We start from the raw sequence: 12,842 nt of genomic DNA, 5'->3' as shown, positions 1-12,842 counted from the left end.
ACCGACAGATCAGACTGACACCCCCGCCACCACCGCGACGCCCTCCGCCCGCAACGCGAGCCGCACCCGGTCGCCGGGCGACGGGGCGTCGGCGACCTGCGCCACCGCCTCGACGCGGCCGTCGCCGTCGGCACCGACCAGACCACCGCCTCGGTAAGCCGCAGGCAGCTCCACCAGCAGGCGGACATGGTCATGGCGGTGCACCCGCTGCACGACCGTGCCGGTCAGCTCCCCCGCCGCGTCGACGGCCAGGGCCGTCGACCGCAGGCCGAGCAGCACGTCCCCGGCGGGTTGGTCTCCTCCGCCGGGCAATCTCACCGCGCCGAGTGTGCAGCGCGCCACGCCCGCGCTGATCTCGGCGGGCAGCAGCGTCGTGCAGCCGAGGAACGCGGCGACGGCGGGCGAGGCAGGACTGCGCCAGACCTCGTCGGGCGGACCGATCTGGAGCAGTCTGCCCTCGTCCATCACGGCGACCCGGTCGGCCAGGGTGAAGGCCTCGTCATGGTCGTGCGTCACGACGAGCGTCGTGGTCGAAGTGGTGCGCAACAGGGCCGCGAGATCGATCGCGAGCTGCTCCCGCAGCACGCGATCGAGCGCGGACAGCGGTTCGTCGAGCAGCAGCAGCCGAGGCTGCGGAGCCAGCGCCCGCGCCAAAGCCACCCGCTGCTGTTCGCCGCCGGACAGGCTGGCCACCGCCCTGGCCTCGTATCCGGCCAGGCCGATCAGCCCGAGCAGCTCCGTCACCCGGTCCGCCCGAGCCTCGCGGTCGATGCGCGCCATCCGCAGCCCGAAGGCGACGTTGCCCGCCACGTCGCGATGCGGGAAGAGCTGGCCGTCCTGGAAGACCAGTCCGAAGCCTCGGCGATGCACCGGCACGTCCGCCAGGTCCCGATCGTCCCAGCACACCACGCCCGAGGCGGGCTGTTCCAGCCCCGCCACCGCCCGCAGCAGCGTCGACTTGCCGCAGCCGGACGGCCCGAGCAGCGCCACCACCTCGCCGTCGGCCACCGTCAGGTCCACCTCGGACACCGCGACCGTCGAGCCGTAGTGCACGGACAGGCCGCGCAGTCCCAGAGACATCAGAACTCTCCCAAGGCGTTCGGGCCGCCCGCGATGCGAATCCGCTCCACGATCGCCACCATCGCGGCCGTGACCAGGATCAACAGCGTGCAGGCCGCGTAGGCGGTCATCGTGTTCAGCTCACCCGGCCGCGAGATCAGGCGCGCCACCGCCACCGGCAGCGTCATCGTCTCCGCGCGCACCAGGAAGCTCGTCGCGCCGAACTCGCCCAGCGCCACCACGAAGCCGAACGCCGCCGAGGCGATCAACGACCGAGCCGCCATGGGCAGGTCCACCTCCCGCCAGACCCGCCACGGCGAGGCCCCCAGCGAGGCGGCGGCCTGCCGCAGTCGTTCGTCCACCGCGCGCAGCACCGGCAGCAGCATGCGGATCACCAGCGGCGTGATCACCAGGGCCTGCACGAAGGGCACCAGCACCGACGAGCCGCGCAGCTCGTCGGGCAGCGAGCCGAGCGTGATCAGATAGCCGAATCCGACGGTCACCGCCGAGACGCCCAGCGGGAGCATCAGCAGGCCGTCCAGCAGCTGGGCGAGCCCGCGACGCCGTGTCCTGGCCAGCACGATCGACGCCAGCACCCCGAAGACCATCGCGAGCATCGTGGCGTCGGTCGCGGCCCGCAGCGAGTTCATGGCGGCGTCCAGGGCGGACACCGCGAGTACGCCGTCGGCAGGTTCGCCTGCCAGTGCCCGGTAGCCCGCGAACCCGAATCCCTCCGAGGTCGACAGCGACCGGATCACCAGCGTCACCACCGGGATCAACAGCCCGATCAGCACCGACAGCGCGGCGCCGACGACCAGCCAGTCGCCGCCGCGCGGCCTGCGCAGCGTGTCGGCGGCGGGCCGGAGGCGCAGGGCCGTCTCCCGGCGTCGTCGAGCCGCCGCCCCCACCGCCAGCGCGGCGACGACCGCCGCGAGCTGGATCAACGACAACGCCGCCGCGCCAGGCAGGTCGAGCAGCTGCACCGTGCGGAGGTAGATCTCCGTCTCCAGGGTGCGGAATCGAGCACCGCCGAGCACCAGGACCACGCCGAAGCTGGTCGAACAGAACAGGAACACCACCGCCGCCGCCGAGCCGAGCGCCGGTCGCAGCGCAGGCAACGTCACCGAGGTGAAGGCCCGCAGCCGCGAGGCACCCAGCGCCCTCGCCGCGTCCTCGGCCCGACGGTCGAGGTGCGACCAGAGCCCGCCGACCGTCCGCACCACGACGGCGACGTTGAAGAAGGCGTTGGCGAGCACGATCGCCACCAGCGAGCCGTCGCCGAGCAGCGCCCGGAAGGCGATGCCGACCACGACGGTCGGGAGCACGAAGGGCACCGTCACCAGTACCCGGATCAGCCCGCGTCCCGGCACGTCGAGCCGGGACAGCAGGTAGGCCAACGGCAGCCCGGCCAGCACGGCCACCAGGGTGGCGGCGGCGGCCTGTCCCAGGGTGAAGCCGACGATCCGCCAGGTCCGGACGTCGAACAGGGTCTCGGCGAGCCCGCCCTCGCCGAGGCCGCGCAGCAGGATCGCCACGACCGGCCAGGCGAAGAAGAACAGCAGGAAGCCCACGGGAAGGGCGGCGGCGGCGAGCAGGCCGAGCCGCCGGGACCGGCCGTGTCGTCGGCTCGGCGGGCCAGCTGCCGTGCCGAGGCTCGTGGCCGGACTCACGCGCGGATCTGTCGCCTTCGAGGTCTGCTTCATGGCAGGGGGTCAGCGCGATCGACTCAGCCGAGCACGATCGTGCGCCACTCCTCCACCCAGTCCGCGCGGTTGGCGTCCACCTGGTCGGCAGGCAGCGTCGCGGAGTCCGCAGGCAGTGGTGCGGCGCTCTCCCACGATTCCGGCAGCACCACGTCCTCCCGCACCGGATAGACGTACATGTACTCGGCGACCTGCGACTGGAACGGCTCCGACAGCAGGAAGTCGATCACCTCGCGAGCCCCGTCCGGCTCGGCGGCCCCGGCCAGCACCCCGGCGTACTCGACCTGGCGGTAGCAGGTGTCCAGCAGCGCGGTGGTGCGCGGCTCGCCGTCCTCGCCGATCTCGGCGGCGGGCGAGGACGCGTAGGACACGACGATCGGGCGGGGGCCCGCGCCGCTCGACCCCGAGAATTCCTGGGTGTAGGCCTCGGTCCAGCCGCCGGTGACCTGCACGCCGTTGTCGCGCAGCTCGGCCCAGTAGTCGGCCCAGCCGTCCTCGCCGTAGTGCTCGATGGTCGCCAGCTGGAAGGCCAGGCCGGGCGAGGACGTCGCGGGGTCCGGCACCACCGTGAGATCGCGGTAGCGGGGATCGACGAGGTCGTCGAAGCCCGTCGGAGCCTCGACGGGGCCGTTGGCGGGATCGGCGAACCATTCCACGTCGACGTTGAGGCACACGTCGCCGACGTCGACGGCGCTGAGGACGTCGGCGTTCTCCGAGTCCTCGGCGCCTGCGACCCGGTATCGGTCGGCGCCCGCCGCCGCCTCCGGACTGCGGTAGGGCTCGAAGACGCCCTCGTTGATCGCGCGGGAGGCGAAGGTGGAGTCGACGCCGAACACGACGTCGCCGATCGGGTTGTCCCGGCTGAGCACCAGCGTGTTGGTCAGCTCCCCGGCGTCGCCGCTCTGCCGGATGTCCAGCTCGATGCCGCTGGACTCCTCGAACTCGGCGACGACGGACTCGTCGTAGGCGAAGGAGTCGTGGGTGACCAGGACGACGCGGCGGGTCGTCGGGTCGTCGGGACCCCGGTCGGAGCCGCCGCCCACCAGGGAGCAGCTCGCGACGACCGACACGGCGAGCGCCGACGTCGCGGTCGCGATGGCGACGCGACGGACCTTTCCTGACACGAAGTCCTCCTCATGACGGTTCGCGGACGCCGGCCGTCCACCCGTCACGAGGGCACCTCCCTGCGCCGGCATGATCCGGATCAGGTGCGGGGGCGGGCGCGGTCCACCGCGTCCACCCCTGGACGGTCGAGGGCTTCGTCTGCGACCCGACTTCCATCCCGTCTCGCGATCTGCGAGTCGTGACGACGTCGAGTCACGCCCTCCTCTCAGCCCGGCGCACCGGACTCCCGTGGCATCGCCCAGGTTACGCGGCGTTCCGACTCGTCAGACGCGGGCCGTCGAACCCGGGCGGCGAGGGGCCGTCCGGGTGGTGCGACACCGATCGTCGGAGGACCGGCGAAGGCGGCCCGAGACGGAGGCAGGCCGCGCGCGGCGGAGGCCGCCCCCTCCGCCGAGGTGCCGACGCCGACGGCACGCGGGCTCACTGACCGCGGGCCACGTCCACCACGTTGTCGATCTCCTGCGCAAAGTTGACGTCCAGCCGGGTGATCCCCCCGGCGGAGTGGGTGCTCAGGCGGAAGACCAACGTCGAGTAGCGGATGTCGATGTCGGGATGATGGTCTTCGCTCTCGGCGATCTCGGCCACTCGGTTCACCACCGCGACGGCCTCGGTGAAGGACGGCAGGTCGACTCGTCGAACCAGTTCCGTGCCGTCGCGCCGCCAGTCGGCCAGGTAGGTGAGGGCCTTGTCGATCTCGTCGTCACTCAACAGGTCAGCCATGCCCTAATGGGAGTCCGCCTGCCGCTCCCGCGCAACTCGTCCGTCACCCTCGACCGGGTCCGGCGCGGAGTCAGCCGCTCATGCCATGACTGCGGAGATAGGCGAGCACGGCCAGCACCCGGCGATGTCCCTGCTCCTGGGGCGGCAGATCGAGCTTGGCCAGGATGTTGCCGATGTGCTTGGCCACCGCCGCCTCGCTGACCGTCAACGCCCTGGCGATCAGGCCGTTCGCGTGGCCCTGTGCCATCAGCCCGAGCACCTCGTGCTCCCGGACGGACAACCGGGCGACCGGCGAGGTGTCCCGATTGCGGGCGAGGAGTTGTCGGATGACCTCCTGATCGACGACGGTGCCGCCCGCCGCCACCTGCTGCACGGCCGCGACGAACTGTCGGACGTCGCCCACCCGGTCCTTGAGCAGGTAGCCCAGTCCGGGCCCGCCGCCTGCGAACAGCTCGGCGGCGTAGGTCTGCTCGATGTACTGGCTGAGCACCATGATCGGCAGCCCTGGGCGGGTCGAGCGCAGCGTGATCGCCGCCCGGAGTCCCTCGTCGGAGTGGCCCGGGGGCATTCGCACGTCGGTGAGCACCAGGTCCGGCGTGGTGTCCGCGACGGCGGCGAGCAGTTCCTCGGCGGTGCCGACGGCGGCCGTCACGCGATGACCGAAGCGACCGAGCAGGTGTACCAGGCCGTCCCGCAGCAGCACGGAGTCCTCGGCGAGGGCGACGGAGAGGCCCTCGCCCTCGCGATCACTCAGGCGATCGGCTCCAGGCTCGGCTGACACGGAATCTCCAGATGCAGGACGGTGGGTCCCCCGATCGGGCTGGCGAGCAACAGTCTGCCGCCCACCGCCGCGACCCGGTCCACCAAGCCCTGGAGTCCGGTGCCCGCCGTCGGGTTCGCGCCGCCGCCGCCCTCGTCGACGACCTCGACGACGAGCAGCGCGCCCCGGAGACCCCCGGTGACGGCGGCAGCGGGCGCCCCGCTGTGCCGGACGACGTTCGTCAACGCCTCGGCGATCACGAAGTAGGCCGCGACCTCGGCGAAGGCGGGCGGGCGGACCGGCAGGTCGATCCGCACCGAGACGGCGATCGGCAGCCGATCGCCCAGCTCGGCGACGGCGGCGGGCAGCCCTCGATCGGTGAGCACTCTGGGATGAATGCCCCGCACCACCTCGCGCAACTCGGCCAGTGCCTCCCGCGCCGCGTCCTGCGCGCCCCGCACCAGCCGGACGGCCTCCCCACCCGCGTTCTCCTCCTCCAGCACGACCGTGGCCATCCCGAGACTCAGGTGGATCGAGAGCAGTCGCTGCTGCGCGCCGTCGTGGAGGTCGCGCTCGATCCGGCGGCGCTCCGCCTCGAAGCCGTCCACGAGCCGGGCTCTGGAGCGCCGCAGCTCGACCAGCTCCGAGCCGAGATCCTGCTGCGCCCCGCCGAGCAGCAGCCTGGTCAGCCGTCCCCTGATCGCGGCGACCGAGGTGACCAGGTAAGCCGAGAGAGCCAGGAAGACGGGCAGCAGCAGCGGCCCGAGCCACCGCATCGCCGACTCGGTGATCGGGACGTCGAGGAACACCCCGTCGGCAGGGCCGAACAACGCCAGCAGGGGAACGCCGACGAGCGTGACCACGCCCACCAGGACGGCGGTGAGGGTCACCAGCTCGAAGACCCAGAACAGCGTCGTGATCGGCAGCACGGCGACCAGCTCGCGCCAGGTCACCCGCTCCCGAAGACGCAGTGCCCACCAGGCGAGGAGGCCTCGGCCCGGGGCGGGCACGTGGTGGGAGCGCAGCGGCTCACGATCGATCCACGACAGCCGACGGCGTTCCCACGCCGCCACGGGCAGCCCCAACAACGCGAGGACCGCGAGGAGCACGAGCCCGCCGCCCACCGGGGTCAGCACGATGCCCGCGAAGCCGAGCGCCAGTGCGAAGAACAGCCAGACCGGCGCGACCAGCGTCCCGGCGGACAGGTAGAGCAGGCACGTCCAGGGCCAGCGGGTCGCCAGGTAGCGCAGCGGGGCCGCCCGCACGGCGGCCCAGGCCGACTCCGGCGGCGACGGCGGCGCAGCACGAACCCCGTCGATGCCGATGCTGGAGGCGCCGCTCGGCGACGGGGCGGGAGGCACGCGGACACCGTAGGCGCCCCCGGCGCCGGGAGGCACTGGTCCACGACCGACCTGCCGGGTAGTGCGGGGTCTACCTCGAGGAGTCGATCGACGACCAGTGTGCGGAGTGCGGCGCGTCGGCTTCGCTGACCGGCATGAACTCACCCAGTCGATCTGATGCCGTCCTGCGGACGATCTCGGCAGGCCGCGTGTACGGCAAGGGGGGTGCCAGGGTCGTCGCGCTGGACGCGGTGAGCCTGGACTTCCCCCGAGGATCGTTCACCGCCGTGATGGGGGCCTCCGGCTCCGGGAAGTCGACGCTGCTGCACTGTGCGTCCGGGCTGGACACGCTGACCGAGGGCTCCGTCCTGCTCGACGGCGTGGACCTCGCCACCCTGTCGGAGGAGCGGCTGACCCTGCTGCGGCGAGAGCGGGTCGGCTTCGTGTTCCAACAGTTCAACCTGCTGCCCGCCCTGACCGCCGCGCAGAACGTGGCCCTGCCTCGGCGGCTCGCCGGGCACCGGCCGCGACGCGCCGAGATCATGGCGGTCCTCGATCGGGTCGGCCTGGCGGATCGCGCCGCCCACCGGCCCACCGAACTGTCCGGCGGACAGCAGCAGCGGGTCGCATTGGCGCGGGCCCTGGCCACCCGACCGGAGGTGCTCTTCGCGGACGAGCCGACCGGGGCACTGGATCGAGCCGCAGGCCGCGTCGTCCTCGGACTCCTGCGCGAACTCGTCGACGTGGCAGGTCAGACCGTGGTCATGGTGACGCACGATCCGCTGGCGGCCTCCTATGCCGACGGAGTCGTCTTCCTCGCCGACGGCCGGGTCGCCGCCGAACTGCGCGGTGCGGACGCGTCGGGGATCGCCGAGCAGCTGACTCGCCTCGAGACCGCCGCCGAGGGGGCGAAGCAGGCCGGATCGCCTGCCGGCTCCGAGCCGACGTGGCGGGAGGGCTCGCGATGATGCTCGGGATCGCACGGCAGACCCTGCGCCATCGAATCGGCTCTTTCGTCGGCTCCTTCATCGCCCTGACCGGGGGCGTGGCGATGCTGACCTCGGCGACCCTGGTCATCTTCTCTACTCGCGCGGGCGACCTCGACGGCGCGGACGCGCAGCTGATCAACGAGATCACCTCCCTGCTGGGCCTGTTCGCGAGCCTCGCCGCGTTCCTCTCGGTGTTCGTCGTGGCCGCGACCTTTGCCTTCGCCGTCGGCCGCCGGGAGCGGGAACTCGCACTGTTGCGCGGGATCGGTGCCACCGGCAGGCAGATCCGCCGACTGGTCCTATTGGAGGGGCTGCTCGTCGCCATGGCCGCGGGCATCACGGGCACGCTGCTCGGGCTGCCCGGCGCCTCGCTGCTGGTGTCGGTGCTGGTCTCGCGCGATCTGGCGCCCGGCTCCTTCGAGGTGGTCCTGTCCGCCGACACGCTCGGCGGCGCGGCGGCCGTCTCGGTCGGGATGTGTGCGGGCGTGGCCCTGCTGGGAACGCTGAGCGCCGCGCGGCGGGCTGCGGCGATCCGGCCGATCGAGGCCTTACGTGAATCGGCCGTGGAGGCCGTCGGGATGCGACCGGCCAGGTGGGCGGCGGGGCTGTCCTCCCTCGCGGTCGGCATCGGGCTGGCCGGGTACGGCATCGTCGAGGGCGGTGTGACCGGCGTCGTCCTGCTGACGAGCTTCAGCTACCCGCTGCTGGTGGGCCTGGCGCTGCTCGCCCCGGTGTTCGTGGGTCCGGTTACCGCGTTGGTGACGGCACTGCCTGCCCGGTTCACCGCCGCCACCGGTTCGCTCGCGGCGGGCAACGTCCGCACCGCGAGCAGGCGGAGTGCGGGCACTGCGGCGCCCGTGCTGCTCGCCGTCGGTCTGACGGTGTCGGCGCTGGGCACGCTCAACGTCCTGTCGGTCGCGGGCGAGACCGAGAGCCGGGAGTTCTATGCCGGGGACGTCCTCGTCGAACCCGGTCCGGACGTCGACGTCGGGGAGGCGGCGGCCGTCTCGGCAGGCGTCGCAGGCGTCTCGTCGACCACGGTCGTCGCGACGACTCGGACCGCGCTGACCAGGATCGACGGCGCGTGGTCGATGGACGGCCGCGAGACGCTGGGCGTCGAGGCGGCCGCGATCGAGCGGTTCTTCGACGTCAGGATCACTGCGGGCTCGCTCGATGATCTGCACGGCCGGGCCGTCGCGCTGCACGCCGCGTCGGCGGGCGAGCTGGGCTGGTCGGCGGGCGACGAGGTGAGCATGACCTTCCCGGACGGTGTGCGCGTGCCCGTGCGGGTGGCCGCGTTGTTCGAAGGCGGCGGGGTGGGCGATCTGCCGGTGATCGTCCCGCCCGAACTGGTGCGTGACCATGCGGCAGGGACCGAGACGTCCTCGGTGTGGGTGCTCGCGGAGTCGGAGCAGCTCACCGCATCGGTCCTCGGCGACCTGACCGACCGCTTCGCAGGCTCGCGGGCTCGGGTGCTCACCACGGATGCGTACTTCGACGAGCTGATGGAGCCGGATCGCGTCGCTCAGCGGGCCGTCACCCTGGTGCTGGCCGGTTTCGTGCTGACGTACACGCTGATCTCGGTGGCCAACACCGCGCTGATGTCCTTCGGCAGCAGGCGCCGCGAGTTCGATCTGCTCCGCAGGCTGGGCGCCACCCGAGTCCAGATCCTGCGGATGATCACCTGGGAGTCGCTGTCCGTCGGTTTCGTCGGCGTGCTGCTCGGCGGACTGGCCGCCGCTGCGGCGTCCGTCGCAACCTGGATGACGGCGCGGCAGGCGATGCCCTCGGCGCCGTTGGTGCTGCCGTGGGGGGACTTCGCCGTCGTGGGCGGCTGCTGCCTGCTCATCACGGTGGGGACCGCGCTGCTGCCTGCGGTGTTCGCCGCTCGCCGAGCAGGCGGCGGGGCGCCGATCGCCTGACGGGACACCGATCGCCCGACAGGGCGGCGGGCGGGCAGACAGGCGGCGCAGCGCGGACGGCGCGGGGAACGAACCGGCGCGTCGTCCGGTCTGCGGCTGCTGCCCGCCCGTAGGCCGCACAGGTCGGTCGCCGGACCCCGCGTCGTCGACCCCGTCGGCCCGGGCCGCACCCGCACTCGGCTCACGACCTCGCCCGGTCAATCGGCGTCGTAGCGTTCCAGGAAGGTGTAGACGTCGGTCTCGTCCACCCCGGGGAAGGCGCCCGGCGGAAGCGCCGCCAGCACGTGGGAGTTCGCCCGCGCCGACGGCCAGGCCAGCCCCTCCCACCGGGCCGCCAACTCCGAGGGCGGCCTGCGACAGCACTCCCCGGTCGGGCAGCGCGACACCGCCCGATTGGTGGTCTCCCGGCCACGGAACCAGCGGGAGTCGGCATACGGGACGCCGAGGGTGATGGCGAAGTTCCGCTCCCGACTCGGGTCCACGTGCGAGACGCACCAGTGGGTCCCGTTGGGCTTGTCGGTGTACTGGTAGTGGATCGAGTATCGATCCGGCGAGCCGAAGACACGCCTGCCCGACCAGTGCCGACACATCCGCTGTCCCTCGATCGCCCCCGACGGGTCCGTGGGCAGGATCAGGCCGTCGTTCTCGTACGCCTTGTAGATGATGCCGGTCTCGTCGTTGCGCACGAAGTGCCCCTGGAGGTCCAGATGGCGGGTCGCCAGGTTGGTGAACCGGTGCGCGGCCATCTCGTAGGACACCGAGAACACGTCCCGCAGGTCCTCCACCGCCAGATCGCGATCGGTCTTGGCCTGGGTGAGGAAGGGAACGGCCGTCGACTCGGGAATCAGCGTCGCGGCGGCGAAGTAGTTCGCCTCGACGCGCTGGGAGAGGAAGTCGGCGAAGCCCTTGGGCTGGGCGTGCCCGAGCACGAAATGGCCGAGGGTCTGCAACAGGATGGTGCGGGGGCTGTGCATCCCGACCGACTCACGCTTGAGGTAGATCCGCCGGTGTCGCAGGTCGGTCACCGATCGCACCGTCCTGGGCAGGTCGGGGACGTAGCGCACGGTGAATCCGCAGTGGCCGACGATCGACATCACGGTGCCCTCGGACAACGCGCCCCCGGTGTACCCGACGGCAGCCAGCGTGCGGGCGGCGGCCAGTTCGACCTCCGGAAAGTAGTTGTCCTGTTCCCGCATCCGGCTGCGCAGCGCCGCGTTGGCCAGTCTGGCCTCCTCCGGCGTGGCGGCGCGGCGCGCGTTGCGGCTGCGCAGTTCGTCGTAGAGACCGAGCAGGTGCTCCAGGACCTCGTTGGGCACCCGCCTGCCGACCTTGAGCTGCCCGAGTCCCAGCGAGGCGTAGAGCGGATCGCGCTGGGCCTCGTCGAGGGCGATCTCCAGCTCGTCTCGCCGGGTCGGCGCCTCCCCGGAGAGCAGCTCCTCGATGGACACGCCGAGGGCGTCCGCCAACCGGTGCAGCAGCGACAGCTTCGGCTCCCGGCGGCCGTTCTCCAGCAGCGAGAGCTGCGACGGCGCCCGTCCGACCCGCTCACCGAGTTCGGCCAGCGTCATCCCGCGTCGCCCCCGCAGATGCCGCAGCCGCTTGCCAAGGGTGATGAGGTCGCGGTCCGCAGCCAATTTCATGGAATCTTCCGAACCGAAGCCAGCCATGGCTTGATGATAGAAGAACTTATGCCGTTCTTTCCATAGCGCGATCCTGGTGGAACCGACCCGATCCGGCCGATGCTGGTGATCTGTCGAACAGCGGGTGAGCAACGGAAGGCGGACACCATGACCAGCAGTCCGAACGGCGATCACGCCCGGATCGAGCGCGAGAACGCGGTGACCGAACTACGAATCCAGTGGGACGCCGATCCCCGGTGGCGCTCCACCCGCCGAGAGCACACGGCAGAGGACGTGGTCCGCCTGCGTGGTTCGGTCGTCGAACGACACACCCTGGCCGAGCTGGGCGCCCGGCGGTTGTGGGACCTGCTGAACCAGGCGGACGGGAGTCACGTCCACGCTCTCGGCGCCCTCACCGGCAACCAGGCCGTGCAGCAGGTTCGGGCGGGCCTGAAGGCCGTCTATCTGTCCGGCTGGCAGGTGGCCGCCGACGCCAACCTCGCGGGGCAGACCTATCCCGATCAGAGCCTCTACCCGGTCAACTCCGTCCCCGCGGCGGTGCGGCGCATCAACAACGCGCTCCTGCGAGCCGATCAGATCAGCTGGTCGGAGGGCCGAGCGGACTCGCCGCACTGGCTCGCCCCGATCGTCGCCGACGCCGAGGCGGGCTTCGGGGGCGTGCTCAACGCCTACGAACTGATGAAGTCGATGATCGAGGCGGGCGCAGCCGGGGTGCACTGGGAGGACCAGCTCGCCGCCGAGAAGAAGTGCGGACACCTGGGCGGCAAGGTCCTCATCCCCACCGGGCAGCACATCCGCACGCTGCGGGCCGCCCGGCTGGCGGCCGACGTGGCAGGCGTGCCCAGCGTGATCATCGCCAGGACCGACGCGCAGGCCGCGACGCTGATCACCAGCGACGTCGACGACCGCGACCGCCCGTTCCTCACCGGAGAGCAGACCTCGGAGGGATTCCACCGGGTCACGAACGGCATCGAGCCGTGCATCAGTCGAGGCCTCGCCTATGCGCCCTACGCCGACCTGCTGTGGATGGAGACCGGCACGCCCGATCTCGACACCGCCCGTCGGTTCGCCGAGGCGATCAAGGCCGAGTACCCCGACCAGCTGCTGGCCTACAACTGCTCGCCGTCGTTCAACTGGCGCAGGCATCTGGACGACGCCTCGATCGCGGGCTTCCAACGCGAGCTGGCGGCGATGGGCTACCGCTTCCAGTTCATCACGCTGGCGGGCTTCCACTCCCTCAATCACGGGATGTTCTCGCTGGCCAGGCGCTATGCCACCGAGGGCATGACCGCCTACGTCGACCTCCAGGAGGCGGAGTTCGCCGCCGAGGCCGACGGGTACACCGCGACTCGCCATCAGCGGGAGGTGGGCACCGGCTACTTCGACCTGATCAGCAACGCCGTGGCACCCGGCGGCTCCACCACGGCGCTGGCAGGCTCGACGGAGACCGCGCAGTTCTGAAGCGGCCCGTCACTCGCCTGACTGGCACGCCTGGCTGGCACGCAAACGGTCTTGCCGCGACGGCCCGTCCCCGATCCGGGCCGTCGCGGCTTCATCACGAAGTCCCCTGTCTCACCTGGTCGG

At 71.8% G+C, this 12,842-nt stretch carries 10 protein-coding genes; 3 read left to right on the top strand and 7 right to left on the bottom strand.

Annotated features, from left to right (window positions below; genetic code table 11):
- Positions 1 to 9: 9 nt before the first annotated feature.
- The 6 genes from UA74_RS04315 to UA74_RS04290 all read right to left on the bottom strand — a co-directional run bounded on the left by UA74_RS04315 (position 10) and on the right by UA74_RS04290 (position 6,728).
- A complete protein-coding gene (locus tag UA74_RS04315) occupies positions 10 to 1,080 on the bottom strand; it encodes an ABC transporter ATP-binding protein (RefSeq protein WP_075739105.1) in 1,071 nt (356 codons plus the stop codon).
- Positions 1,080 to 2,762 (bottom strand): ABC transporter permease, encoded by a 1,683-nt coding sequence (locus tag UA74_RS04310; RefSeq protein ID WP_083682909.1) that lies wholly within the window; start codon positions 2,760 to 2,762, stop codon positions 1,080 to 1,082. The genes UA74_RS04315 and UA74_RS04310 overlap by 1 nt, the downstream gene beginning before the upstream one ends.
- A 23-nt stretch (positions 2,763 to 2,785) precedes the next feature.
- A complete protein-coding gene (locus tag UA74_RS04305; RefSeq protein WP_075743390.1) occupies positions 2,786 to 3,886 on the bottom strand; it encodes a thiamine ABC transporter substrate-binding protein in 1,101 nt (366 codons plus the stop codon).
- Between the two features lie 421 nt (positions 3,887 to 4,307).
- Positions 4,308 to 4,607: a 4a-hydroxytetrahydrobiopterin dehydratase gene (locus tag UA74_RS04300; RefSeq protein WP_075763832.1), complete on the bottom strand. Its 300-nt coding sequence runs from the start codon at positions 4,605 to 4,607 to the stop codon at positions 4,308 to 4,310.
- 70 nt (positions 4,608 to 4,677) lie between these two features.
- The gene (locus UA74_RS04295; RefSeq protein ID WP_232237626.1) at positions 4,678 to 5,388 is read right to left on the bottom strand and encodes a response regulator transcription factor; all 711 of its coding nucleotides are present in this window, start codon (positions 5,386 to 5,388) and stop codon (positions 4,678 to 4,680) included.
- Entirely contained in the window at positions 5,358 to 6,728 is a 1,371-nt protein-coding gene (locus UA74_RS04290) for a sensor histidine kinase (RefSeq protein ID WP_232237625.1), read from the bottom strand. Before UA74_RS04290 ends, UA74_RS04295 begins: the two co-directional genes overlap by 31 nt.
- A gap of 134 nt (positions 6,729 to 6,862) precedes the next feature.
- Here UA74_RS04290 and UA74_RS04285 point away from each other — a divergent pair, with 134 nt between their 5' ends.
- The gene (locus tag UA74_RS04285) at positions 6,863 to 7,675 is read left to right on the top strand and encodes an ABC transporter ATP-binding protein (RefSeq protein ID WP_083682907.1); all 813 of its coding nucleotides are present in this window, start codon (positions 6,863 to 6,865) and stop codon (positions 7,673 to 7,675) included.
- Positions 7,672 to 9,618, top strand: a complete 1,947-nt coding sequence (locus UA74_RS04280) for an FtsX-like permease family protein (RefSeq protein WP_157433988.1) — start codon at positions 7,672 to 7,674, stop codon at positions 9,616 to 9,618. Before UA74_RS04285 ends, UA74_RS04280 begins: the two co-directional genes overlap by 4 nt.
- A gap of 197 nt (positions 9,619 to 9,815) precedes the next feature.
- Here the strand turns inward: UA74_RS04280 and UA74_RS04275 are convergent, their stop codons facing one another.
- Positions 9,816 to 11,285, bottom strand: coding sequence for an XRE family transcriptional regulator (locus UA74_RS04275; protein ID WP_083682906.1), 1,470 nt, complete (start codon positions 11,283 to 11,285; stop codon positions 9,816 to 9,818).
- 120 nt (positions 11,286 to 11,405) lie between these two features.
- Between UA74_RS04275 and aceA the strand changes: the two genes are divergently transcribed.
- Positions 11,406 to 12,719: an isocitrate lyase gene (aceA, locus tag UA74_RS04270; protein WP_075743386.1), complete on the top strand. Its 1,314-nt coding sequence runs from the start codon at positions 11,406 to 11,408 to the stop codon at positions 12,717 to 12,719.
- Positions 12,720 to 12,842: the final 123 nt, after the last annotated feature.

The sequence above is a fragment of the Actinoalloteichus fjordicus genome (genome assembly GCF_001941625.1).
Lineage (GTDB): Bacteria > Actinomycetota > Actinomycetes > Mycobacteriales > Pseudonocardiaceae > Actinoalloteichus_A > Actinoalloteichus_A fjordicus.
This window is presented reverse-complemented; position numbering and strand designations above follow the sequence as displayed.